At 42.5% G+C, this 25073-nt stretch carries 21 protein-coding genes, 1 tRNA gene and 2 rRNA genes; 7 read left to right on the top strand and 17 right to left on the bottom strand.

All coding sequences use genetic code 11. The features are described 5' to 3' along the window. Nucleotides 1-153 precede the first annotated feature (153 nt). The 10 genes from ACAM37_RS00250 to ACAM37_RS00205 form a co-directional block, all read right to left on the bottom strand. Nucleotides 154-861 (bottom strand): response regulator, encoded by a 708-nt coding sequence (locus ACAM37_RS00250; protein WP_007115827.1) that lies wholly within the window; start codon nt 859-861, stop codon nt 154-156. 386 nt (nt 862-1247) lie between these two features. Continuing rightward, nucleotides 1248-1664 (bottom strand): F0F1 ATP synthase subunit epsilon, encoded by a 417-nt coding sequence (locus ACAM37_RS00245; protein WP_007115826.1) that lies wholly within the window; start codon nt 1662-1664, stop codon nt 1248-1250. A gap of 81 nt (nt 1665-1745) precedes the next feature. Continuing rightward, nucleotides 1746-3146, bottom strand: coding sequence for a F0F1 ATP synthase subunit beta (gene atpD, locus ACAM37_RS00240; protein ID WP_007115825.1), 1401 nt, complete (start codon nt 3144-3146; stop codon nt 1746-1748). A 25-nt stretch (nt 3147-3171) separates the two neighbouring features. Further along, nucleotides 3172-4050 (bottom strand): F0F1 ATP synthase subunit gamma, encoded by an 879-nt coding sequence (gene atpG, locus ACAM37_RS00235; RefSeq protein WP_007115824.1) that lies wholly within the window; start codon nt 4048-4050, stop codon nt 3172-3174. Between the two features lie 141 nt (nt 4051-4191). After that, the gene (gene atpA, locus ACAM37_RS00230; protein ID WP_007115823.1) at nt 4192-5736 is read right to left on the bottom strand and encodes a F0F1 ATP synthase subunit alpha; all 1545 of its coding nucleotides are present in this window, start codon (nt 5734-5736) and stop codon (nt 4192-4194) included. Nucleotides 5737-5783: 47 nt separating this feature from the next. Then, nucleotides 5784-6386, bottom strand: coding sequence for a F0F1 ATP synthase subunit delta (locus ACAM37_RS00225; protein WP_007115822.1), 603 nt, complete (start codon nt 6384-6386; stop codon nt 5784-5786). 25 nt (nt 6387-6411) lie between these two features. Next, on the bottom strand, nt 6412-6882 hold the full coding sequence (locus tag ACAM37_RS00220; protein ID WP_036594652.1) for a F0F1 ATP synthase subunit B: 471 nt from the start codon (nt 6880-6882) through the stop codon (nt 6412-6414). 79 nt (nt 6883-6961) lie between these two features. Continuing rightward, nucleotides 6962-7204, bottom strand: a complete 243-nt coding sequence (gene atpE / locus ACAM37_RS00215) for a F0F1 ATP synthase subunit C (RefSeq protein ID WP_007115820.1) — start codon at nt 7202-7204, stop codon at nt 6962-6964. Nucleotides 7205-7231: 27 nt separating this feature from the next. Beyond that, complete coding sequence (gene atpB / locus ACAM37_RS00210; RefSeq protein WP_007115819.1) at nt 7232-8107, bottom strand: F0F1 ATP synthase subunit A; 876 nt, start codon at nt 8105-8107, stop codon at nt 7232-7234. Nucleotides 8108-8574: 467 nt separating this feature from the next. Further along, nucleotides 8575-8976, bottom strand: a complete 402-nt coding sequence (locus ACAM37_RS00205; protein ID WP_369626252.1) for an ATP synthase subunit I — start codon at nt 8974-8976, stop codon at nt 8575-8577. Between the two features lie 343 nt (nt 8977-9319). Between ACAM37_RS00205 and ACAM37_RS00200 the strand changes: the two genes are divergently transcribed. The 4 genes from ACAM37_RS00200 to gluQRS all read left to right on the top strand — a co-directional run bounded on the left by ACAM37_RS00200 (nt 9320) and on the right by gluQRS (nt 12398). Then, nucleotides 9320-9772, top strand: a complete 453-nt coding sequence (locus tag ACAM37_RS00200) for a Fur family transcriptional regulator (RefSeq protein ID WP_239741246.1) — start codon at nt 9320-9322, stop codon at nt 9770-9772. Nucleotides 9773-9952: 180 nt separating this feature from the next. Continuing rightward, a complete protein-coding gene (locus tag ACAM37_RS00195; protein WP_369626251.1) occupies nt 9953-10780 on the top strand; it encodes a metallophosphoesterase in 828 nt (275 codons plus the stop codon). 225 nt (nt 10781-11005) lie between these two features. Continuing rightward, nucleotides 11006-11443: an RNA polymerase-binding protein DksA gene (gene dksA / locus ACAM37_RS00190; RefSeq protein WP_036594643.1), complete on the top strand. Its 438-nt coding sequence runs from the start codon at nt 11006-11008 to the stop codon at nt 11441-11443. Next, on the top strand, nt 11436-12398 hold the full coding sequence (gluQRS, locus tag ACAM37_RS00185) for a tRNA glutamyl-Q(34) synthetase GluQRS (RefSeq protein WP_369626250.1): 963 nt from the start codon (nt 11436-11438) through the stop codon (nt 12396-12398). Before dksA ends, gluQRS begins: the two co-directional genes overlap by 8 nt. On the opposite strand, the gene ftsW is transcribed toward gluQRS, so the two are convergent. Then, nucleotides 12395-13603, bottom strand: coding sequence for a putative lipid II flippase FtsW (gene ftsW, locus ACAM37_RS00180; RefSeq protein ID WP_369626249.1), 1209 nt, complete (start codon nt 13601-13603; stop codon nt 12395-12397). The two genes, gluQRS and ftsW, sit on opposite strands and share 4 nt — an antisense overlap. A gap of 37 nt (nt 13604-13640) precedes the next feature. Then, nucleotides 13641-15026: a UDP-N-acetylmuramoyl-L-alanine--D-glutamate ligase gene (murD, locus tag ACAM37_RS00175; RefSeq protein ID WP_369626803.1), complete on the bottom strand. Its 1386-nt coding sequence runs from the start codon at nt 15024-15026 to the stop codon at nt 13641-13643. Between the two features lie 742 nt (nt 15027-15768). Between murD and ACAM37_RS00170 the strand changes: the two genes are divergently transcribed. Together ACAM37_RS00170 and ACAM37_RS00165 are read left to right on the top strand one after the other, a co-directional pair. After that, nucleotides 15769-16107: a P-II family nitrogen regulator gene (locus ACAM37_RS00170; RefSeq protein ID WP_007115809.1), complete on the top strand. Its 339-nt coding sequence runs from the start codon at nt 15769-15771 to the stop codon at nt 16105-16107. Between the two features lie 122 nt (nt 16108-16229). After that, a complete protein-coding gene (locus tag ACAM37_RS00165) occupies nt 16230-17555 on the top strand; it encodes an ammonium transporter (RefSeq protein ID WP_099833311.1) in 1326 nt (441 codons plus the stop codon). A 144-nt stretch (nt 17556-17699) separates the two neighbouring features. Here the strand turns inward: ACAM37_RS00165 and ACAM37_RS00160 are convergent, their stop codons facing one another. Both ACAM37_RS00160 and ACAM37_RS00155 read right to left on the bottom strand, forming a co-directional pair. After that, nucleotides 17700-18131, bottom strand: coding sequence for a DUF2147 domain-containing protein (locus tag ACAM37_RS00160; RefSeq protein WP_253852211.1), 432 nt, complete (start codon nt 18129-18131; stop codon nt 17700-17702). Nucleotides 18132-18331: 200 nt separating this feature from the next. Further along, on the bottom strand, nt 18332-19267 hold the full coding sequence (locus ACAM37_RS00155; RefSeq protein WP_219300294.1) for a DNA/RNA non-specific endonuclease: 936 nt from the start codon (nt 19265-19267) through the stop codon (nt 18332-18334). Nucleotides 19268-19393: 126 nt separating this feature from the next. Here ACAM37_RS00155 and ACAM37_RS00150 point away from each other — a divergent pair. Further along, nucleotides 19394-19484 (top strand) — tRNA-Ser (locus tag ACAM37_RS00150). 57 nt (nt 19485-19541) lie between these two features. Here ACAM37_RS00150 and ACAM37_RS00145 read toward each other — a convergent pair. From ACAM37_RS00145 to ACAM37_RS00135, 3 genes are all read right to left on the bottom strand, one after another. Continuing rightward, nucleotides 19542-21638, bottom strand: coding sequence for a catalase (locus ACAM37_RS00145; protein WP_369626248.1), 2097 nt, complete (start codon nt 21636-21638; stop codon nt 19542-19544). Between the two features lie 261 nt (nt 21639-21899). Continuing rightward, a 5S ribosomal RNA gene (rrf, locus tag ACAM37_RS00140) occupies nt 21900-22013 on the bottom strand. A 98-nt stretch (nt 22014-22111) separates the two neighbouring features. Beyond that, nucleotides 22112-24970, bottom strand: a 23S ribosomal RNA gene (locus ACAM37_RS00135). Nucleotides 24971-25073 lie beyond the last annotated feature (103 nt).

Below are 25073 nucleotides of genomic sequence, written 5' to 3'. Positions count from 1 at the left end.
TACAATGTAAAATTCATGAAGCGATTGTCTAGTAACGTAGCAAATTGTTGTGCTAAATCTACCAATTGCTAGGTAGCAAAGTTACCAGTGATAGCGATAAAAAAAGCCAGCTTGATGCTGACTTTTTTCAATACTGTGTTTATCAATACTATGTTAGTTTTCCTTGACAAACAGATAGCCTTTACTGCGAACGGTTTTGATACGTTTTGGGTTTTCTGGATCATCACCAATTTTTGGACGGATACGAGAAATACGTACGTCAATCGAGCGGTCTTGACCATCATACTCGATACCACGCAGACGTTCAAAAATATCTTCACGCGATAAGATACGACCTGCATTTGATGCCAATAACCACAATAAATCATATTCCGCACTGGTAAAGTCAACAAGCTCATCATTCAAAGTAACCGAACGACCGCCGTTATCAATAACCAAATCGCCAAATTCAAGACGCTGTGGCACTTCATCAGTTGGCGCGGTATCAGAGCGGCGCAATAGTGCACGAATGCGCGCTAATAACACACGCGGCTGAACGGGTTTTGCCACGTAGTCATCCGCACCCATTTCTAGACCTAATACTTGGTCCATATCTTCGGTACGCGCGGTTAGCATTAAGATAGGGTTATGAAAATGAGGACGTACTTCACGGCATACCGTCAAACCGTCACTACCTGGCAACATCACATCAAGCACCACCATATCAGGCTGCTCAGCCACGATACGACGAATGGCACGGTTACCATCAGTTTCAATTGCCACATCTAGACCATTTTTACGCAAATAATCTTGGGTCAAGGTTGCAAGACGCTCATCATCCTCTACAATCAATACGCGGGGTATCAACTCTTCTTCTGACATAATTTCCTCCAAAAAATTTTATACATACTCTTAATACTTATATCAGAATATATCTTTATTTATCTATCAGCAATAGGTAATGAAAGTTTACGCATTACCTGTACTACTACAATATAATTGAATTAATTTAGCGAAAAAATAGCCAATTTAATATTGTTAAAACGTAACTAAACATAAAAAAAGTATAAATACCACATATAATAAGATGCAAAAGCATACGATATAAGGTTATCTATTCAATAACTGATAAAAATTTTTTGCTAGCTTTGGTTTAAAAGATAATTAGTAAAATTTTAATCGCTCTTTTTTTAAGCATTTATATCTTTAAGCACCCATAAAAAAAACAGTGGTCATAGCCACTGTCTTTAAACATAGTACCATCAAAATTAGGCACGGTTTTTGAATTTTTGTAAGGTTTGCAATTGTGCCAAAGATTCTGCCAATGCTGCCAAAGCCGCAGAGGTGTCGATATCGGCTTTTTGATTTTGCAAGCTTTGTTCTGCATGACGACGTGCTTCCAAAATTTTGGCTTCATCTAAGTCATTTGCACGTACTGCTGTATCTGCCAATACCGTCACTAAATGCGGTTGTACTTCTAAAACACCACCTGATACATACACCATTTCATCATTGCCATTGCTGGTTTTGATCTGCATGGTGCCCGGCTTTAATAGCGTAATAAAAGGAATATGTCCTGGCAAAATACCGACTTCACCTTCTACCCCAGTAGCAATTAACATACTAATCTCACCAGAGTAGATAGTTTCTTTCGCACTGACGACATTACATTGTAAAGTTGCCACAGTTCTCTCCTATGGTATTGCAAAATTAGGTTGATAAAACCCTGTTACTTTATTTTAAACTAACAGGGTTTGATTGAGAAATTAGCCGCGTAGTTTTTCTGCTGCAGCAACCACTTCTTCAATACCACCTTTCATGTAGAATGCTTGTTCTGGCAAGTCATCATACTCACCATTCAAGATTGCTTTAAAGCTTTGAATGGTTTCACGGATTGGTACGTATTTCCCTGGTGAGCCAGTGAATACCTCTGCAACGTGGAAAGGTTGTGACAAGAAACGTTGGATTTTACGTGCACGGTATACCACTAATTTATCATCTTCTGATAATTCGTCCATACCCAAAATCGCAATAATGTCTTTCAACTCTTTAAAGCGTTGTAACACTTCTTGGACACCACGAGCAACAGCATAGTGCTCTTCACCAATGACTAGTGGGTCTAACTGACGCGACGTTGAGTCGAGTGGGTCAACCGCTGGATAAATACCTTGTGAGGCAATATCACGGCTCAATACCACTGTTGCGTCTAAGTGTGCAAAGGTTGTCGCAGGTGATGGGTCAGTCAAGTCATCGGCAGGAACATATACTGCTTGAACAGAAGTAATAGAACCTGATTGGGTTGAAGTAATACGTTCTTGTAATACACCCATCTCTTCTGCAAGTGTTGGCTGATACCCTACCGCAGATGGCATACGACCTAACAATGCTGATACTTCGGTACCCGCTAGTGTATAACGATAAATATTGTCAACGAACAATAATACGTCACGACCTTTACCGTTTTCATCTTTTTCGTCACGGAAGTATTCCGCCATGGTCAAACCTGTCAAGGCAACACGTAAACGGTTTCCTGGTGGCTCATTCATCTGACCATACACCATCGCAACTTTATCAAGTACGTTTGAGTCTTTCATCTCGTGGTAGAAGTCATTACCTTCACGAGTACGCTCACCTACACCAGCAAATACAGATAAACCTGAGTGTGCTTTTGCGATGTTATTGATAAGTTCCATCATGTTAACGGTTTTACCAACACCTGCGCCACCGAACAGACCGACTTTACCACCTTTAGCAAATGGGCATAGTAAGTCAATTACTTTAATACCCGTTTCTAAAAGTTCAGTAGAGTTTGATTGTTCATCATAGCTTGGCGCTTCACGGTGAATAGCCCAAGTGTTGCTATGCTCTACCGGACCTGCTTCGTCAATTGGACGTCCTAAAACGTCCATGATACGACCTAGGGTACCTTTACCCACAGGTACAGAGATTGGTGCGCCAGTATTGCTAACTGGTAAACCACGTTTTAGACCTTCAGTAGAACCCATGGCAATAGTACGTACGATACCATCACCCAATTGTTGTTGTACTTCTAATGTAGTTTCTGTGCCTTCAACTTTTAAGGCATCATAAATTCTTGGTACGCTTTGACGGTCAAATTCAACGTCAATAACCGCGCCAATAATCTGTACAATACGACCGCTACTCATTACGCTCTCCTTGAATGTAGGTCAATTATGAAACAGCAGCAGCACCGCCAACGATTTCCGAAATTTCTCGGGTAATCGCCGCTTGACGCAGCTTGTTGTAAACCAATTGTAATTCGTTAATTAAGTTACCTGCGTTATCCGTTGCTGCTTTCATAGCAACCATACGTGCAGACTGTTCAGAAGCAATATTTTCTACCACACCTTGATAGACGATTGATTCAACATAACGTCCCATCAAACCATCAAGCAGCTCTTTGGTAGTTGGCTCATAGATGTAATCCCAGCTGTGTTCACGATTTGCCATCGTTTCATCAACCAAAGACTCAGCCGCAATCGGTACTAAGCGTTGCACACTGGGATTTTGGGTCATGGCATTCACAAATTCGTTATATACCATGTAAATCTCATCAATTTCGCCACGATTATACGCATCAAGCATTACTTGAACTGGCACACTAAGTTGCTCAAAGCTTGGGTTATCACCATAGTGAGCTTCCGCAGCAATCACCGTACCACCGAATGTTTTAAAGAAGCTCACGCCTTTTTGACCAATCACCGCAAAGCGCGTTTCAACCGATTGGCTTTTTTGTTGTTTGACATGCTGCATCAATTTTTTGAATAAGTTGATATTCAAACCACCTGCAAGACCACGGTCAGAACTGACTACAATATAGCCAACACGATTAACCGCACGAGGCACTAGATAAGGATGTTTGTAGTCTGGTGAAGCTTTAACTAGATGAGAAACCACTCGACGCATGCTATCAGCATAAGGACGACCTAGTTGCATACGTTCTTGGGCACGTCGCATCTTACTCGCTGCAACCATTTGCATGGCACGAGTAATTTTCTGGGTACTTTTAATACTAGCAACTTTTGCTCGAATTTCTTTTAAACTTGCCATAAATAATCCATACAGCCATGTTTAGTTTCAGTCCACGCCCATTGATATAACATGGACGAAATTTGGAAAAATGAACAAAGTAATCATAACCCCTTTGTTCATTTATTCTATGACAATGCAGTTCTAAAATTTCACTAAATCTTAGAAAGAGTGATTTTGCTTATAGTTTTCAATCGCTGATTTGAATTGGTTTGCGATATCATCATTATAGTTGGCAGTGTTATCAATGTCTGCCATAAAATCACCATGTTGGTCACGTAGGTAACGTAACAAACCTGCTTCAAATGCACCCACTTTGTTGACGGGAACATCGGCTAGATAGCCTTCGTTAGAAGCATAAATTACCGCAGCTTGTTCAGCGATGCTCATTGGTGCGTATTGATTTTGTTTCATCAATTCAGTCACACGTTGACCATGATCAAGCTGTTTACGGGTTGCGTCATCTAGGTCAGAAGCAAACTGTGCAAACGCTGCCAATTCACGATACTGTGCCAATGCGGTACGGATACCACCTGATAATTTTTTGATGATTTTAGTTTGCGCTGCACCACCCACACGAGAAACTGAAATACCCGCATTCACCGCTGGACGGATACCTGAGTTGAATAAACTTGACTCTAGGAAGATCTGACCGTCCGTGATTGAAATCACGTTGGTTGGTACGAATGCTGATACGTCACCCGCTTGGGTTTCGATAATTGGCAAGGCAGTTAACGAACCTGTTTTACCTGTTACTGCACCGTTGGTGAATTTTTCTACATACTCAGCGTTCACGCGTGAAGCGCGCTCTAATAGACGTGAGTGAAGGTAGAATACGTCACCTGGGTAAGCTTCACGTCCTGGTGGGCGACGTAAAAGCAATGAAATTTGACGATAGGCTACGGCTTGTTTTGATAAGTCATCATAAATGATAAGCGCATCTTCACCGCGGTCACGGAAGTATTCACCCATAGTACAACCAGAGTATGGCGCGATGTACTGCAGCGCTGCAGGTTCAGAAGCCGATGCAACCACAACCGTTGTATAAGCTAGTGCGCCTGTTTCTTCTAGTTTACGTACCACGTTTGCGATGGTTGAGCGTTTTTGACCAACGGCTACATATACACATTTAATGCCCGAGTGTTTTTGCGCGATGATCGCATCGATTGCCATCGCTGTTTTACCAGTTTGGCGGTCACCAATGATAAGCTCACGTTGACCACGTCCGATTGGAATCATGGTATCAACGGCTTTATAACCTGTCATTACTGGCTCATCAACTGATTGACGGTCGATAACGCCTGGGGCGATTTTTTCAACTTTATCCGTTAATTTGGCGTTGATTGGGCCTTTACCATCGATAGGATTACCCAGTGCATCTACCACACGACCTAAAAGCTCAGGACCCACTGGTACTTCTAAAATACGACCAGTACAGTAAGCTTTTTGTCCTTCTTGGAGATTCAAGTATTCACCTAGAACAACCGCGCCGACTGAGTCTTGTTCAAGGTTTAGCGCCATACCATATACGCCACCTTCAAACTCAATCATTTCGCCGTACATGGCATCTTCAAGACCATGAATCTGTACGATACCGTCAGATACCATGACAATAGTGCCTTCGTTCTTTGCTGTGGCACCCGCAGTCAGGTCTTGAATTCGCTGCTTAATCAGATTACTGATTTCCGCTGGATTCAATTGTTGCATTGCACTGTTCCTTAATTTTTACTGACTAGAATCAATTTTGTTGAAATTTATGCCGTCAGCTGTGTTTTTAACTGTTTTAATTTGCCACGTACAGAGTCATCGATTACTTTGTCACCGACCTTAATCGTCACACCTGCAATTAGGGCAGGGTCTACATTGACATGTAGTACGACCTTCGCGCCTAGGGATGTGGCTAGTCGGTGTTCAATGAGTTGCTCTTGCACTTGCGTTAATGGATATGCCGACGTGACATATGCATGAACTTCTTTTGCATCAGCGGCTTTTAATAAACCAAAACGCTCATTGATACTGGGTAATAATGCCAAACGATCTTGCTCTGCAAGTTGCGTCAAAAAATTAACAAAAGCATTGGAATCTGCTTGTGCCCCACCCTCAATAGCGGTGCTTAAAGTTTTAAACACAGTATTGCTATCTTCAGGTGAACTTTGGTTATAAAGGTCTTTTAAAGTAGCGACTTTAGCTTGTGCAGCAACTGCTGGATTATTGATATAATCGGCAAATGCTTTATCACTAACGATGGCATTCATCACGTTTAAGTAATCTTGCCACTCATTGACTGACGTGTGCTCTTTAGCATAATCAAATGCTGCTTTTGCATAGGGTCTTGCTAAGGTTGATAAATCAGCCATCATATCCTCACTGTACGGTTGCTACTTATAACTTGGCTGCCAATTGGTTTAACATATTGGCATGAGTTTCTGGATTGACCTTTTCTTGTAAGATTTTTTCGGCACCGAGTACGGCAAGTTCTGCAACCTGCGCGCGTAAACCTTCACGGGCTTTATTAATTTCTTGATCAATTGCTTCACGCGCTTGCTGACGAATACGTTCGCCTTCCACTTGTGCTTGCACTCTGGCATCTTCAATCATTTGATTGGCGCTTTTGTTCGCTTGGTCAATGAGTGAAGCGGCTTTTGCTTTTGCTGCGATAAGCTCTTGCTCTGCAGCTTGTGATGCAGTTGCTAAGTCTGCTTTGGCTTTTTCGGCAGCATTTAGGCCATCTGCGATTTTACGTTGGCGATCCGAAATAGCAGCAACCAAAGGCGGCCACACAAACTTCATGCAAAACATCACGAAGATGGCGAATGCAATCGATTGTCCAATTAGGGTTGCATTGATATTCACTTAGAATCCCTCGTTAATTAAGTTTCTTCAATCCTTGTCCACATAAGATGATGTGGACATTGTACTGATAGTGTACCTATTAACCTGCTAAAGGATTTGCGAATAACAATAACATTGCAATACCAACACCGATCATCGGTACGGCGTCAAGAAGACCTGCCACGATGAACATACGAGTTTGCAATTGTGAACCTAGTTCTGGTTGACGAGCGACGCCCTCTAAGAATTTGCCACCTAAGATTGCAAAGCCAATACCTGTGCCTAGTGCACCTAAACCGATTAGCAAAGCAACGGCAAGAACGGTCATACCTTCTAGAGTCATTGATGTATCCTCATTACTGTTTTGAAATTAATGTTCAGTTTGTGATGCAAGGCTAAGATAGACAATGGTTAGCATCATGAAAACGAACGCTTGCAAAGTGATTACTAAAATGTGGAAGATTGCCCACGGTACTGATAACACCCATTGAATCCAAAATGGCATAAGGGCGATTAACACAAAAATTAATTCACCTGCATACATGTTACCAAAAAGTCGTAAGCCAAGTGAGATAGGTTTTGCGATTAGAGTTACAAACTCTAGGATAAAGTTCACTGGAATCAATAAGATTTTAGCGATTGGGTTTTTTGCGCTAAATGGATGAAGGGTTAATTCACCAATAAAACCGCCAAAACCTTTTTCTTTAATACTATAAAAAATGATCAGTGCAAATACTGAGAACGACATACCAAGCGTCACATTTGGGTCGGTACTTGGTACGACTTTCATGTAAACATGGTGTGGGTTATGTCCTAGCAAACCACCAATTTTTTGTGCAATTACAGGCAAATAATCAACTGGCAGAAGATCCATGAAGTTCATCAAGAAAATCCACACAAAAATTGTCAATGCCAATGGCGCAATAACTTTTGATGTGCCATGATAAGTATCACGAACGTTACTATCAACAAACTCCACAATCATTTCAATAAAAGCTTGCATTTTGCCGGGTACACCCGAGGTCGCTCTTTTTGCCACCATATAAAAAATGGCACAAAAAAGCACCCCTAAACCAATCGACCACAGCATTGAGTCTAAATGAATCGCATTAAAACCCATTTCAGAAGCTTGCTGTTTGGTTTCGGCAACTATCCAACCTTCTGTTGGGTGATTACCGAAAGTCCAGTTTGTCAAGTGGTGATTGATATACTCATTTGAAGTAATTTCTGCGTTTGCTTCTGCCATAATCTTAACTTCTTTTTTATATTGAGCCGATAATAGAGGGAGTTAGCGTCAGATATTTCGTCTAATCACAAAAATTTGTAACTTAACACTATAATCGTATCTAACTGAGCTGATGATACTCAATGAGAAGTGCAAACATGACGTCAAAGGCACATCGAGGCGTTTAAGCAATCTGCTTAACTAAGGTGATGAACCGTGAATAAACAACTTGTTTATCAACGTAATAATATAGGCTATCGACCTACTGTGTTTTGCTTGACTCAAATAAGTGGGTCATCAGTAAAACATATATGCAATTGCTTGAAAACTAATTCTTTTTAGCCAATTAGCGCTGAGCAATCGCACCTTCAAAAAATTTTCACTATATTAATTCAACTGTTACCTTTTTGTAAAGGATTAAATAGATTTATTTGTGATTTAGTTTAGGTTATTTCCAGGATTACGAGATAAATGTAAAAGGCCTTTTTTTACCAAGGATTTCGGTAAGTGATAATGAGGTAACTCATTTGCAAAATTAAGTAGCCCGCGAATACCGCAATGGCATTTAGCGGTTTTAACAGCAGAAAAATCAGTGCAAATCCAATAATGGTCAACACCCACTTTGCCATATGCGCTTGATAAAAACGATGAACAATTTGACGACGCTGCTGATAGCCCGATTTGCTCAAGGAAATTTTAGCAAAGATGATTTGGCTCACCCACCCTAGCACACTACCGGCTAGCAAATTTTTACTCACGGTATACTGGCTATTGCCTTGCCAAACATCCCATACAATCCCGATAGCAACCAGCCCAAGTATCAGCCACGACTGCTTGTTGATAGATTGTTGGATAGACTGTGGGTCAAATGGCTTGGCTGGTTTTGACATAGCAAAATAACGGCTAGCTGATTATGGGCAGGAATGATAAAAGTAGTATAGCAGAATCTTGATTAAAAATTTGGCTAAAGGTTGTTTTATCTATGCTGATGTTAATCGCCAGTCATTATGAATAGTGTATTGTTAGACTTGTTATATTGTCGGGTATGTTTATAGCTGAATCGCTAATTTCTCAGACAAATTATGCGGTTTTCATGCTAAAGTAAGTTGAGAGTTATTAATGATTTTATGTGATATGACCCAACGTTCTATTCAATCAGCTGGAAGTTCTATTCAGTCAGCTAATAATTATGACGCAAATTGTCACCACCTATCTATATCTATGTCCATGTGTATGCAACAAATGACCGCCGAGCAGATTGAAGCACAGATTACTCAGATAAAACAAGATTGCCAAGCGCAAGGTTTACGTTTTACTGCGCTGCGAGAGCAGGTGTATCGTTTGATTCTACTTGCCGCTCAGCCCATTGGGGCGTATGAATTATTGGATTTACTGCAATCAGCGAGCGAAAAAGTCGTCGCACCGCCAACTGTATATCGTAGTTTAGAGTTTTTGCTCAGGCATGGCTTGGTTCATCAATTAAATTCCAGCAAGGCATTTTTTGCCTGCTCTCAGCCCACCGATCGCCATGTTGCCGCTTTTTTGGTCTGTCGATGCTGTGGTGAGGTACAAGAGTTTAGCCATCCATCTATCCAGACCATGCTAACTGAGGTTGAGCAATCGACCAATTTTGCCACCCAATCGAGTATTATTGAGCTTTCAGGTGTTTGTGAGCGCTGCCAATAGTTCCCTATTTTATCCAATTATTTGAATGAAGATAGGCTAAAAATTATTTTGCTATTGTGTTTGTCAATTATGAGTATTTGTGATATAAAACATGCCTTATTTAATTAACTTTAGTTAATTAACCGTTGTTTGATAAAGTTGTACTGCCACGATTACCGTCATTATTCTAAGGATAACTGAGTGACGTTACTGCCAAGTTCGATATCACAACACCATGCCGATTATTTTTCAATTATTGAATTAAGTGATCTGCATCTCTTTGATGACCCTAATAAGTTAATGAATGGTGTTAATACCGCAGACACATTTGAATCGGTATTATCCTTGGTCAAACAACAGCGCGATAATGTTGATTTGTTGGTACTGACGGGGGATTTATGTCAAGAACCTACTCAGCAAAATTATGACCGTTTATTTGCAGCCTTAGACGACATCAATATTCCTTTTGTAGCTATCCCGGGCAATCATGATGTGACCCTAGAGCTTGATCATCATCTACCTTTTGCCCAACGCCGTCATTTGCCAGTCAAAGCAGATTCTCGCCTGCAAACCCGCTATAGTATTGCCACCGATTATTGGGACTTATTGTTATTAGACTCTTCTTGTGAGGGGCACAGTCATGGGGAGTTTGATGAGCAGTCATTGCGGTGGCTAGCGCAGCAGTTAGCGAATGCCGATCGGCCTTGTGCAATTTTTTGTCATCATCCGATGGTATTAATCGATTCAGCATGGCTTGATAAGTACACTATAATAAATTCTGAGCGTTTTTGGGAAGTAGTAATGCCGTATCTAGACCGCATTAAAGCTATATTTGTCGGTCATATACACCAAGAAATGCATAAGATTAACTACGGGACATCGGTATTTGGTTGCCCATCGACCAGCCTACAGTTTAAACCCTTGTGTAAAGATTATACCATTGACGAAATTGCCCCTGGTTTACGTTGGATAAATTTATATAACAATGGGTTACTTGCAACTGGTATCAAAAGAACAGATACTATCTGACTAATTTTTCATGGTTGTTGAACTTATGTTCATAAACTTAATGTCGTGAAAGTTTGGTTAGCTTGTTTATTAAGGTTTTAGCGTTTATTTTAGTTTGATTTCATATACTGGCGAATTGCAGTGTTTAAAGCGTTAATAACGCGATGTCATTGGCTTAAGTGCTGAACTCGTAATGAAATTGTAAACTTAAAATTGTATCACTATCGTTTTTTAAAGGAATTAGCTATGGCATCTGCCCAAAATGAACGTGAATTAAGCTTTACCCCATATCAGCCAGCGGCTGAAGAAGAATATATGAATGATGCACAACTTGCGCATTTTAGAAAAATTTTATTAGATTGGAAAGAGCAGTTAATTAGCGAAGCTGAATCAACAAAATCTTATATTCAAGATGAATCAACGGCAATGCCTGATATTAATGACCGCGCCACCCAAGAAGAAGAGTTTGCGTTGGCACTGCGCACGCGTGACCGTGAGCGTAAACTGATTCGTAAGATTGATAAATCGATTGCTGAGATTGACAGTGGCGACTACGGTTTTTGTGAGACTTGTGGTGTAGAGATTGGTTTGCGTCGTTTAGAAGCCCGTCCAACCGCAACCCAATGTATCGATTGCAAAACCTTATCAGAGATTAAAGAAAAACAAGCATGGGGTCATGCTTAATTTATCAACGTCTCCTGTCATTGGTCGCTTTGCTCCTTCTCCGACGGGAGCTTTGCATTTGGGGTCGCTAGTGACGGCTATTGCCAGTTACTGTATCGCTAAGCAAGCGCAAGGCAAGTGGCTAGTACGCATTGAAGATACTGATACTGAGCGCTGTCATCCAAAATTTAGCGATTTGATTTTATCAGATTTGGATCGATTAGGCTTGCACTGGGATGGTAACATTCGCTACCAGTCGCAACACCTAGATACGTATCACGCGTTATTGGATGAGCAGCTAAAAGCAGTAAGTTATGGCTGTGATTGCAGTCGTAAATCCCTGCAAGCTTATCAACTTGCCCACCCCAACACCCAATACCCTTATCCTAGAATCTGTGTCCATAAGCGGCTATCACGCGATCATGCCATTCGCTTAGTAATGCCAGATAACCTAATGCTTTTTTTCGATCAGCTGCAAGGGGTGATTTTGGGCAATCCGCAACGAGAACAGGGTGATATTGTGGTCAGAAGGCGGCGCATTGGGCGGTCTTTTTCAAATACGCCAACCGCCAACAAAGGCATGATTAATTATATGCTGGCGGTGGTAATTGATGACGCGCAACAAAGTGTCAATCAAATCGTGCGGGGTCTGGATATATTGCCATTGACGATACCGCAAATGGTCATTGCCGATTATTTAAATTTCCCCCCTAACCAACACTACTATCACTTACCCATTTTGGTGAATGCACAAGGGCAAAAACTGTCTAAACAAACGCTCGCAGAGCCGATTCAATCCTACCCTGCACGCCAACTTATTAAGACCGCACTGCAATTATTACAACAGCCACCGATTGATATGGATAAACCAACCACGATGCTCGAGCAAGCGGTTTGCCAATGGGATCATACGCCGCTGCAAGGCAAACAGCGTATAAAAGTCGATAGTTTACAAAATCTTTTGGCAAGCCGTTAATAATAACGACATTGATTGGCAGGAATCGTTGGGCTTTCTTTGATAATTCGCATCAACAATCCGACGATAATGAGATTAACCACCATAGAAGAACCCCCATAGCTAAAAAATGGCATGGTTAACCCTTTGGTAGGTAGCATCCCCATGGTCATGCCCGCATTGACGAAAATTTGCCCAAAGAACAAAATACCAACCCCAAACGCAAAATAGCTTAAGCGTGTTTGGTGCCGTGCTAGCGCTTGGTAGCTAATGCGCATAATGGTAGTGACCAAAATAATTTGTAACACCAGTAAAAACGACACACCCACTAAGCCTAACTCTTCACCGGTAATCGCTAGTAAAAAGTCGGTATGCGCCTCCGGTAAATGGGAGAGTTTTTGGATGCTTTCCCCATAGCCGACACCAAACCATTCACCGCGGGCAAAGGCTACAATACTGCGACCTAGCTGATAGTCACTATTTTTTAAGTCATCAAACGGATCTAAAAATGAGGTTACCCGTTTTAGTCGGTAACTTGCCCCCATAATCGCCATGGTACCTGCCAAAAACATGGCACCCATGATGATAAAAAACTGGCGCATGGGTAAGCCGCCGACAAAAATCATCGCCGCAATACAGGTCGCAATAATCACCACCGAGCCGAAGTCAGGCTGCAACATGATAAATAAGATCAGCCCCATGGCTATCAGTGTTAGCCGCAAAAAACCTTTCCAATGGTTGCGAATTTCTTCTGATCGGCGCACCAGATAATCTGAGGTGTACAAAATCATCAACAATTTTGCCAGTTCAGAGGGCTGAAAATTGATACCACCCAGTTCAATCCAGCGTTTACTGCCGTTAATCACTGACCCACCGATTAAGGTATAAATAATCAGCAAAAGACAAGCCAGCAGCGCATACATAATGAAATCTAAGCGAAACGTCTTGCGAAGTGGGATAAAATACACCAGTAAACCAAGAACTGCACCGATTCCCATGTACGCCAATTGGTGATAAAAAAAGTAAAAATCACCCAGTTTTTTGGTTTGTGCAAAGGGTATTGACGCGGACGCCACCATCAACAGACTAAATACCATAATGGTTGCTACCGTGGTCAATAGCACCGAATTAATGGGCGGAATCCACTGGCGGCTTTTCTTAGCAGAAACGCTGTTAGCTGAGAGGGATGAAGAAAGTGACGAAGAAGTCGAATGGGGCGCGGGCATAACACAACCTAAATATTAAAAATACACTAGCGAATGATTATTGGGATTTGACTAAGCGTTGAAAAACTTGTCCACGTTCCACATAGCCACTAAACTGATCAAAACTTGCACAAGCGGGTGATAGCAATAATACACCTAAAGCGGGGAATGTTGACTGGTCTTGCCAAACTTGCTTGACCGCTTGTTCCAGAGTTTGGCATTTGGTTAACACAATCCTTGCAGGATTGTGAGTATCTAACCCCGCTGATGCCAAATCAGCCGCGATTTTATCGGCATCTTCACCAATAAAGTACACCACTTGCGCATAATCCATCAGGGGTTTTGCCAGTTCAGCAAAGTTTTGACCTTTGCCTTGCCCGCCCAAAATCACTGCAAGTTTTTTGCCTTTGGGTGCATATACTTTACCTAGCCCCAAAATTGCCGCGATGGTCGAGCCAATGTTAGTGCCTTTAGAGTCGTCAAAACAATCAAGCTGATGAGTAGTTGTGATAAATTCACAGCGATGTGGCAGCCCGACAAAGTTTTTTAATGTTGTCAACATGCTGTCTAGCGGCAGACCTGCTAGTTCGCCAATTGCTAGGGCTGACAGCGCATTCATCAAATTATGCTCACCTTTGATCGGCACGTCTTTTTCATTGAGTAACCGCTCGCGACCCCGTGCTAGCCAGATTTCACCATCGCTATCTTTTATCAATCCATATTGATTCATATCCGGTGCGTTACTGCCAAAGCTAATGGTGGGCATCTCATCGGCTACCAACGGGCGACTAAGCAAGTCCTCGCGGTTGACCACAATGGATTGCACGCCTTGGAAGATTCGGTGTTTGGCTTGGTGATAGCCGAGCATATTGCCATGGCGATCTAGATGGTCAGGCGACATGTTAAGCACGGTGGCTACTTTGGCGGACAAATTGGTGGTGGTCTGTAGTTGAAAACTGGATAACTCAAGCACCGCCATCTGTATGGGCTCAAGTAACAAATCAAGCGCGGGCGTTCCTAAGTTACCACCGACACCGACTTTAAACCCCGCATTTTTGACCATCTGGCCAACCAGGGTGGTGACAGTGCTTTTGGCATTAGAGCCGGTAATCGCAATAATCGGAATATCTCGCTGTTTAGCTACCTCATGGAACAATTGAATATCACTGACAATCGCGATTTTTTTCGCACGTGCGCCATCAAATATAGGCAAATAAGGGTCAATACCAGGACTGATGATAATGCGATCTGCCACTGCCAACATTTCGCCATCTAATGCCCCAAACTTGGTCACTATATCGGTTGGCAAGTGCTCGGCAAGTTTGGGCAGACCGGCATCGGTGACCGCTACGGGGTAGCCAAGCGCGTGTAAATAGTTGACTGCCGACAAGCCTGATTTGCCAAGTCCAACCACCACTTGTAATCCATTGCCACGTTGAATCATGCTCGATGCTGATGGCATGCTTTGGTTGGTTGAAGCAGGTGAAACGGCTGATTGAGTGGCTGAGAGTTGGCTCACGAGAATTCCTTGTAACACTTAAACTTATAATACTTAAACTTGTAGCACTTAAATAAGGGTACCGCTAACTAAGGCAATAACAATACTTGCCGCATAAGCTAAAAAACGTTTTCTATCATACCATTTTATGACAAAAAGTTTTGCGATTAAATGTGAGTTTTCATGTTTTGTAGTGACAGCAATAAAAGGCGGTTTAAATGCTACGATTTTTGCGATGAAGATATACTTTTGATCTGTATTACCCAACAAATTTAACAATTTTAGCCAGTAAAATGCACTTTTTTGGTGCAATCATTTTGTTTTTATTGCCAATCATTAAAATAGTTCTAAAAATTATCTACAAAATCGTTAATGGCAACCAAATAACCTTTTTGGTGCAATAACTGATTTACATTAGAGGAATTTTTATTTTTTCGCTATAATAAAATCACGCTTTCTGTGTGATGGTCGCATTGAAACTATAAAAAATTTTTTGCTTTATTTTCAATAGGTTATATTTTTTACCCCCTTAAAAATAGGACATTTATGAAAGTTGGCATAGCTTTTGAATTATCGAAACTACCATTTTCAACACGCTATACGAATGCTGTTTAGGGTAACTGCTATTAATCCACTGCAGCAACTAGTAACTAACTCAACCATAAGCGGCACTTAAAAGGAAATTATTATGAAATTAATTACGGCTATCTTAAAACCGTTCAAACTAGATGATGTACGTGAGTCACTCTCTGAGATTGGTGTTCAAGGTATCACTGTTACCGAAGTAAAAGGTTTTGGCCGTCAAAAAGGCCATACTGAATTGTATCGTGGCGCTGAGTATGTGGTTGATTTCCTGCCCAAAGTTAAGTTAGAAATTGCAGTGACTGACGAAATGGTTGATGCAGCGATTGAAGCTATCACTCGCGTGGCTAGCACGGGCAAAATCGGTGATGGCAAAATCTTTGTATCACCATTAGAACAAGTGATTCGTATCCGTACTGGTGAAACAGGCGCTAATGCTATCTAACACTATCATGACTGTCGTTGTGGCAGGGCTTGTTAAATTTTAAAGTCGACCATCCTTTAAACATTAACGTAGACCTATCAAGCAGCTTAACGACTATCTCAAATAATTTTAAGGGGGTTACGATGAATGCCGTCATTACAAGGGCAGCTTTTGCCAAATTTTTACAGCCACTAGTATCTACTAAATCAATTTTATCGTTATTGTTGTTATCTCCATTGGTGGCTCATGCTGCTGACACGCCTACGCTAAATGCGGGCGACACCGCTTGGGTATTAATTTCGACTGCATTAGTGCTACTAATGACTATTCCAGGGTTGGCATTGTTTTACTCAGGCATGGTACGCAAAAAGAATATTTTAGGGACAATGGCACACAGTTATGGTGCCACAGCATTAGTATCTATTGTTTGGATTGTGTTGGGTTATTCGCTGGCGTTTGGTAGCAGCGATTTTAATCAATTTGTTGGCGGTTTTGATAATGCATTGTTATCTAATATTGGGCTAGGTGATTTAACCGGTACCGTACCAACCCTGTTATTTGTCACTTTTCAAATGACCTTTGCCATTATCACTGTGGCAATCTTAGCAGGCTCAATTGCTGAACGTATTAAATTCAGTAGCTTTATGGTGTTTACTGCCCTTTGGGTATTATTGGTGTATGCACCGATTTGCCACTGGGTTTGGGGCGGCGGCTGGTTGATGGCAGATGGTGCGCTAGACTTTGCAGGCGGTACGGTCGTGCACATTAATGCCGGTGTGGCAGGTATTGTGTTGGCGGCTGTTCTAGGTAAACGTAATGGCTATAACCGTGACCCAATGGCACCTTCAAACTTGGCTTTAACCTTAATTGGTACGGGTTTGATTTGGGTAGGTTGGTTTGGCTTCAATGGCGGTAGTGCGTTAGCGGCAAATGCATTGGCAGGTAATGCCCTACTCGTCACGCAAGTAGCGGCAGCGGCAGGGGCATTAACTTGGTTTGCCATCGAAAAATTAGTCCGTGGTAAAGCCTCTGTATTGGGCGGTGCATCAGGCGCAGTAGCAGGTCTAGTCGGTATCACCCCAGCGGCAGGTTTTGTGACTGTAGCAGGCGCATTAGCGATTGGTATCATCACCTCATTGGTTTGCTTTTATGCAGTCAACTATCTGAAACGGCTGTTAAAAATCGATGATAGCTTGGATGCGTTTGGATTGCATGGCGTTGGTGGTATCGTCGGCGCCATATTGACAGGTGTCTTTGTGAGTCCTGCTATCACTGGCAAACCACTGGCTTTATCGACTATGGGTCAAGTGTGGGTACAGTTAGAAGGCGTGTTTGCGGTTATCATCTACTGCGCGATTGTGACTTTCATTATTGCCAAAGTGATTCAATTAACCATGGGCTTACGTGTCACTGATGAAGATGAATACACCGGTCTTGATTTAGCCGTACATGGCGAACGTATTGAATAGACAAAGAATAGTAAACATAGGCTGATTCAATCAGCCTATTTTTTTATATAATTATACTAAAAGAATCTACAAAACTTGCGATTGGACAGATAAAAAAGCTAGATAGTCATATCTAGCTTTTTTGAGATTTCAAATCAGTAGCGATTATTTAATTTTTTTCCAAGTTTGGCTGCCTTTGACTGGAACAGATAAAGTCAAGGTTGAACCGCTTAATGAAATATCTGCACCTAACCCAAAGCCCCAACGTGGGTCTTTGGCTTTACCTGAATATTTGCCATTACCCGCTGCTTTAACGCCTGTTAACACAGTTTTACCAACAAAAGATTTTGCTTTTTCAGTATTGCCCGCAACGATTTTACCGGTGAAAGTAGCACCTGTTTGTGAGATTTGAACTTGCGCTTTTGGTTGATTGTCTTCATAAGTTTGCCAAGTACCCACAATTGGATCGGCAGCCATAGCAGCAACACTTAAAGTAGAAAGAGCAACACCAACGCTGATTGATTTAAGAGAAATTTTCATAACAGTTCCTTCTGTAGCGCACTGCAAAAAAGTAAGGGAAGTGAGATGCAGTGCCATTGACAATCATTATAGCCAAAATGGTTTTGAGGTAAAGATATTTTTTAATACGCAAAAGTTGCTAATAGTTTTCTACATCCTTACAGGGTAAAATTATCCATTTTTTTAATTCTAAGTTATTGATTATAAAATAGTTATTTTTTTTAAAAATCCTTAAGGGGTAAATTGACCAATCAGTCATTTTGGTATATTTATCACTTTTAGGACTTAAATAGACTCATTATCCATTCAAAAATGGTCAAGACTAAATTAACTAAGACTAATAAAATTTGCTGGTTATCGGGCTCTGATTTTGGCGTGTTTTTGTTTTTTGTAGCTGGTGAATAGTCATCGATAGGCAGCGTCATTGCCGTTTTTTGTACCTTCCCTGATAACCCTGGCATGGCATCCACGCCTATTCTTACCGCAAGTTCATCCAGACTAATGATTTCCACTCGCTGACTATCATCATTAGGGACAAAATAAACCCCTGCTTGTTGTAGACTTGGAATATAAATCGCTTTGTACAGATGACTGGGTACTAATATATTGTTATTGATTTTCTTAACCCGATTACTGATAAAAGCCACCCCTGTCACCACATAGATACGATTGTGTTTGATCGCTAGGTAACGGGTACGGGACTCAATGTCTCGCCAAGTGCTACGATTATTGACAGGATTTTGCGGTACAATGTTGGCAAGGCTAAAGCTGTCATATTGTGATTCAAGCGTACTCATATCTGCATTCGGCGCTAGATGCCCACGATCATAAGGTACGTTACGATAATCAGCTAAATAGCCTTTAACCCGATTAGGCAGCTGACTTTCCTCGTGAAAATTATTAACCCTAGATAACTCGCTCGCTTTTTCAATACGCGCTCGTGTCAAATACTCCGCTGACCATAAAGCGGTTTTACTCAGTGACGAATACCCCACAGCAAAGCCATTTAGACATAGATAATAAATCTCAATTGGTTGATTCGAGAGTGGCTGGGGACTTTGTTGGTTAGCATAGGTATTGCCGCATTGATTGAGATGCTGTTTGCGATAATCTAAAGAGCGGCTAGAATGTGCCCATAAGGGCAATAAGGATAAACCCATCACTACCAAGCTCTTTGACAGTGATTTGTGTGAAAGACGCTGATAACCACTCATACGCTATAACTTACCAACTCTAGCCATCGATGAAAATTGATTAATTATACATGACATTTGGCATTATTTTGGGTAAAATAGGCGTCCGTTTTGCGATTACCTATATTTTGAAGTTGCAACCCGATTGGAAACGTGGCTGAGTGGTCGAAAGCGCACGCCTGGAAAGTGTGTATACGTTAATAGCGTATCGAGGGTTCGAATCCCTCCGTTTCCGCCAAACAAATAAAAAGCTAGCTTATTATTAAGCTAGCTTTTTTGTTGCTAGGTTGATGAGTTATGCTAAATCACGCACATTAGGCTCACGATCCCATTCACGCGATTTGGCCTTCTCGATAAAGGTATCTATTTCCTTTAAAGCCACCACACTGGCATCTTTCTCAATATGCTGGGGAATCAGGATAAACTCATCCGTCGCACCGCAATAAGCAATCACTTTTAGATGGGCGTGCGCATCTTTAAACCACGCAATCGCCTCACTTACTTTGGCTAGTTTTTTCGCTTGCTCCGGCATAATGATACTAACGATTGCATCAAACAAGACAGAAGGCGAACCCGCCAATTGACCGTCAGCTGCAATGGTTTCACCATTGTTTAAGGTAATACTAATTTTTGGTGCTACTATAAAGGGTGTTGCCTTTGCTGCGGTAATCGCCGCTTTATATTTTTCAAGCATTTCTGCATTTGAATCATCTGCGACTAAAATAGCGACTTTACGACCTTCAAGCGTTGGCTTGGCTTTGCCAATCAACTGCAAAGCCGGCGATAATGGCAAATCTTGCACCGGAACCGTCGGCTCAATTGGTTTTGGCACTGGTTTCATCCCTAACCCATCGGCAACGCGTTTACCCAATGTTTCATCAACCGTTAGCAGCTGGGCAACCATGCGCTCACGGATATAGGGTGTCTCAACTTTAGAAAGCTCAAACACAATCGCTGAAGCGATATGCGCCTGCTCAATAGGGGTTTGACTACGATAGAACATACGCGGCTGACTATAAAAGTCTGCAAAGCTTTCTGCACGGATACGACCTTTAACCGCATCGTTATTTTGAGTTAAATCATCTGTAAATGATTTAAACCCAATTGACGGATTTTCACGCGGTTTTTCTGGTTCCAAACTTTGTGGTTCATAAGCGACGCGACCTTTAGGAATTTGCATCTGCATATGGCCATCACGCTGCATATTATGGAATGGACATTTTGGCGCATTAATTGGTAGCTGGGCAAAATTTGGTGAGCCCAAACGTGACAACTGGGTATCTAGGTAACTAAATAAACGACCTTGTAGCAACGGATCATTACTAAAGTCGATACCTGGTACGATGTTTGCTGGGCAGAAAGCCACTTGCTCTGTTTCCGCAAAGAAGTTATCGGGATAACGGTTTAATACCATTTTACCTACGATTTCAACAGGAACTAATTCTTCTGGAATTAATTTGGTTGCATCCAAATGATCAAATGGGAATTTTTCTGCTTGTTCTTGGGTAAAGATCTGCACACCAAAGTCCCAAACAACTTCGTCACCATTTTCAAACAAAGTTTCAAATAGATCACGACGATGATAGTCTGGATCAGCACCGGCAACTTTCACGGCCTCATCCCACACATGTGATTGAAGCTGCAAACGTGGACGCCAGTGATAACGGAAGAATACACTTTCGCCTTGGGCATTAATAAAGCGATAGCTATGGATACCAAAGCCCTCAATCATGCGTAAACTGCGAGGAATAGCGCGATCACTCATCGCCCATAGGTAGTTATGTAGGGTTTCAGGGTTTAACGAGATAAAATCATAAAAGGTATCATGCGCTGATGCCGCTTGTGGGAAACCACGATCAGGCTCCATTTTTACAGCATGAATAATATCGGGAAATTTAATCGCATCTTGAATAAAGAACACAGGGGTATTATTACCCACTAAATCCCAGTTACCTTCCTCTGTATAGATTTTGACGGCAAAACCGCGAATATCACGCGGCGTATCAATCGATCCCGCACCACCGGCTACCGTTGAAAAACGAGCAAATAATGGGGTTTGTTTGCCCACCTCTGTTAATACCTTAGCTGTAGTAAATTGCTCTAATGATTTAGTTAATTCAAAATAACCATGGGCTGCCGTACCACGAGCATGTACAACACGCTCAGGAATACGTTCATGGTCAAAATGGGTAATTTTCTCGCGTAAAATAAAATCTTCCAGCAATACAGGCCCCCGGCGACCTGCCTTTAGCGAATTCTGATTATCTGCAATAACAATACCTTGCTGCGTAGTTAAATTGGTTGAATTATTATCAGCCTGCTGATGAGTTTCACCAGCATTGCCTTGCTGAACATTCATATTTGGCTCTGGTTTAACGGGCTTTTGTGTCATTTTTTATCCTAGATATTTAATTATATTTGTGATTTTTTAGAAAACATCAAATGTTCACCTAAGGTTAAAAAAGGATCGACATTGATGTAATCAGTATATAGGATTCAAAAATTTACAGTGTGAAAATGCGTAAAGCTATGTAACAAATAGGTTATTAATGCAGCATATAAAAAGAATAAAACTAACATCATAATACTGCATGTTATTTTGACAATAAAAACACCCCCTTACAAGAGTAAGGGGGGGTGTTTTGGAATAGGGAGCTGACGATGACCTACTCTCACATGGGCGAACCACACTACCATTGGCGCATTGGAGTTTCACTTCTGAGTTCGGGAAGGGATCAGGTGGGACCTCCAAGCTATTATCGTCAGCAAAGGGGGATAGAGAAATGAGTTGATTTAAAAGTAAAGTATGAGCTATATCAAGCGAGGTGATAATCGTTATTACCTACAAAGCCATTTAGGCGTTGTATAGTCAAGCCAAACGAGCAATTAGTATTGGTTAGCTACACATATCACTATGCTTCCACACCCAACCTATCAACGTCGTAGTCTACAACGGCTCTTTAGGGAAATCTAATCTTAAGGTGGGCTTCCCGCTTAGATGCTTTCAGCGGTTATCCCATCCGAACATAGCTACTCGGCAATGCGACTGGCGTCACAACCGAAACACCAGAGGTTCGTCCACTCTGGTCCTCTCGTACTAGGAGCAGATCCTCTCAAATTTCCAACGCCCACGGTAGATAGGGACCGAACTGTCTCACGACGTTCTAAACCCAGCTCGCGTACCTCTTTAAATGGCGAACAGCCATACCCTTGGGACCTGCTTCAGCCCCAGGATGAGATGAGCCGACATCGAGGTGCCAAACACCGCCGTCGATATGAACTCTTGGGCGGTATCAGCCTGTTATCCCCAGAGTACCTTTTATCCGTTGAGCGATGGCCCTTCCATACAGAACCACCGGATCACTAAGACCTACTTTCGTATCTGCTCGACTTGTGGGTCTCGCAGTTAAGCGCGCTTTTGCCTTTATACTCTTCGAACGATTTCCGACCGTTCTGAGCGCACCTTCGTACTCCTCCGTTACTCTTTAGGAGGAGACCGCCCCAGTCAAACTACCCACCATACATTGTCCTCAGCTCTGTTAAGCTTGAGTTAGAACCCCAACATTACCAGGGTGGTATTTCAAGGATGGCTCCACAGACACTGGCGTGCCTGCTTCAAAGCCTCCCACCTATCCTACACAGGTAAGGTCAAAGTTCAATGTAAAGCTGTAGTAAAGGTTCACGGGGTCTTTCCGTCTAGCCGCGGGTACACAGCATCTTCACTGCGATTTCGATTTCACTGAGTCTCTGCTGGAGACAGCGCCGCCATCATTATGCCATTCGTGCAGGTCGGAACTTACCCGACAAGGAATTTCGCTACCTTAGGACCGTTATAGTTACGGCCGCCGTTTACTGGGGCTTCGATCAAGAGCTTCGCTTACGCTAACCCCATCAATTAACCTTCCAGCACCGGGCAGGCATCACACCCTATACGTCCACTTTCGTGTTTGCAGAGTGCTGTGTTTTTAATAAACAGTTGCAGCGGCCTGGTATCTGCGACTGCCAATAGCTTTGTAGAGCATGTCTACTCACCATCGGCAGCGTACCTTCTCCCGAAGTTACGGTACCATTTTGCCTAGTTCCTTCAGCAGAGTTCTCTCAAGCGCCTTGGTATTCTCTACCTGACCACCTGTGTCGGTTTAGGGTACGATTTCTTTATGACTATCGCTTAGAAGCTTTTCCTGGAAGCAGGGTATTTGCCACTTCGCTGTACAAGTACAGCTTGCTATCAGATCTCATTAATAGTCTAGCGGATTTGCCTACTAAACCTAACTACATCCTTCCACTTGGACAACCATCGCCAAGCTGGCATAACCTTCTCCGTCCCTCCATCGCATCATAAACAAGTATCGGAATATTAACCGATTTCCCATCGACTACGCCTTTCGGCCTCGCCTTAGGGGTCGACTCACCCAGCCCCGATTAACGTTGGACTGGAACCCTTGGTCTTCCGGCGAACGGGCTTTTCACCCGTTTTGTCGTTACTCACGTCAGCATTCGCTCTTGTGATACCTCCAGCATGCTTTACAACACACCTTCACAGGCTTACACAATGCTCCCCTACCACTTAATTGAAACAATTAAATCCGCAGCTTCGGCTCCTAGTTTGAGCCCCGTTACATCTTCCGCGCAGGCCGACTCGACTAGTGAGCTATTACGCTTTCTTTAAAGGATGGCTGCTTCTAAGCCAACCTCCTAGCTGTCTGTGCCTTCCCACATCGTTTCCCACTTAACTAGGAATTTGGGGCCTTAGCTGGCGGTCTGGGTTGTTTCCCTCTTGACGACGGACGTTAGCACCCGCCGTCTGTCTCCCGGATATCACTCATCGGTATTCGGAGTTTGCATCGGTTTGGTAAGTCGGGATGACCCCCTAGCCGAAACAGTGCTCTACCCCCAATGGTGTTCGTCCGAGGCGCTACCTAAATAGCTTTCGGGGAGAACCAGCTATCACCGAGTTTGATTAGCCTTTCACCCCTATCCACAAGTCATCCCCTGGCTTTTCAACGACAGTGGGTTCGGTCCTCCGGTAACTGTTACGTCACTTTCAACCTGCTCATGGATAGATCACTCGGTTTCGGGTCTATACCCTGCAACTAGACGCCCTATTAAGACTCGGTTTCCCTACGGCTCCCCTATTCGGTTAACCTTGCTACAGAATATAAGTCGCTGACCCATTATACAAAAGGTACGCCGTCACGGAACATGTCCGCTCCGACTGCTTGTATGCACACGGTTTCAGGTTCTATTTCACTCCCCTCACAGGGGTTCTTTTCGCCTTTCCCTCACGGTACTGGTTCACTATCGGTCAGTCAGGAGTATTTAGCCTTGGAGGATGGTCCCCCCATCTTCAGACAGAATTTCTCGTGTTCCGCCCTACTTAATATGCTTCTTATAACCTTTCGAGTACGGGATTATCACCCTCTACGATTGACCTTTCCAAGTCATTCCTCTAAATTATAATCAGTCGGCTCCTCCCCGTTCGCTCGCCGCTACTAGGGGAATCTCTATTGATGTCTTTTCCTCGGGTTACTGAGATGTTTCACTTCTCCCGGTTTGCCTCGTAAATAAATTTACGATACCTGTCTTATGACAAGTGGGTTTCCCCATTCAGATATCGCCGGATCACAGGATATTGCCGCCTCCCCGACGCTTTTCGCAGGCTGTCACGTCTTTCATCGCCTCTGACTGCCAAGGCATCCACCATGTGCACTTCATTACTTGACTATACAACCCTAAAGGGTCGTATAGGTAATGGTAACGATCTTCACCTATGTTTACGCTTGATTCAGTTCTCTTTACTTTTAAGTAATCAGTTATTCCAATCATT

It is taken from the genome of Moraxella sp. K23, from assembly GCF_041154765.1.
Classification (GTDB): Bacteria; Pseudomonadota; Gammaproteobacteria; order Pseudomonadales; family Moraxellaceae; genus Faucicola; species Faucicola tetraodonis.
Note: the sequence above shows the minus strand (reverse complement) of the source record. Positions and strands in the feature narration are given on the sequence as shown.

Coding starts and splice junctions, on each gene's coding strand:
- ACAM37_RS00250 (WP_007115827.1), bottom strand. CDS start 861: ATGTCAGAAGAAGAGTTGATACCCCGCGTATTGATTGTAGAGGATGAT.
- atpD (WP_007115825.1), bottom strand. CDS start 3,146: ATGAGTAGCGGTCGTATTGTACAGATTATTGGCGCGGTTATTGACGTT.
- atpG (WP_007115824.1), bottom strand. CDS start 4,050: ATGGCAAGTTTAAAAGAAATTCGAGCAAAAGTTGCTAGTATTAAAAGT.
- atpA (WP_007115823.1), bottom strand. CDS start 5,736: ATGCAACAATTGAATCCAGCGGAAATCAGTAATCTGATTAAGCAGCGA.
- ACAM37_RS00225 (WP_007115822.1), bottom strand. CDS start 6,386: ATGGCTGATTTATCAACCTTAGCAAGACCCTATGCAAAAGCAGCATTT.
- atpE (WP_007115820.1), bottom strand. CDS start 7,204: ATGACTCTAGAAGGTATGACCGTTCTTGCCGTTGCTTTGCTAATCGGT.
- atpB (WP_007115819.1), bottom strand. CDS start 8,107: ATGGCAGAAGCAAACGCAGAAATTACTTCAAATGAGTATATCAATCAC.
- ACAM37_RS00205 (WP_369626252.1), bottom strand. CDS start 8,976: ATGTCAAAACCAGCCAAGCCATTTGACCCACAGTCTATCCAACAATCT.
- ACAM37_RS00200 (WP_239741246.1), top strand. CDS start 9,320: ATGCAACAAATGACCGCCGAGCAGATTGAAGCACAGATTACTCAGATA.
- dksA (WP_036594643.1), top strand. CDS start 11,006: ATGGCATCTGCCCAAAATGAACGTGAATTAAGCTTTACCCCATATCAG.
- gluQRS (WP_369626250.1), top strand. CDS start 11,436: ATGCTTAATTTATCAACGTCTCCTGTCATTGGTCGCTTTGCTCCTTCT.
- ftsW (WP_369626249.1), bottom strand. CDS start 13,603: ATGCCCGCGCCCCATTCGACTTCTTCGTCACTTTCTTCATCCCTCTCA.
- murD (WP_369626803.1), bottom strand. CDS start 15,026: ATGATTCAACGTGGCAATGGATTACAAGTGGTGGTTGGACTTGGCAAA.
- ACAM37_RS00170 (WP_007115809.1), top strand. CDS start 15,769: ATGAAATTAATTACGGCTATCTTAAAACCGTTCAAACTAGATGATGTA.
- ACAM37_RS00165 (WP_099833311.1), top strand. CDS start 16,230: ATGAATGCCGTCATTACAAGGGCAGCTTTTGCCAAATTTTTACAGCCA.
- ACAM37_RS00160 (WP_253852211.1), bottom strand. CDS start 18,131: ATGGCACTGCATCTCACTTCCCTTACTTTTTTGCAGTGCGCTACAGAA.
- ACAM37_RS00155 (WP_219300294.1), bottom strand. CDS start 19,267: ATGAGTGGTTATCAGCGTCTTTCACACAAATCACTGTCAAAGAGCTTG.
- ACAM37_RS00145 (WP_369626248.1), bottom strand. CDS start 21,638: ATGACACAAAAGCCCGTTAAACCAGAGCCAAATATGAATGTTCAGCAA.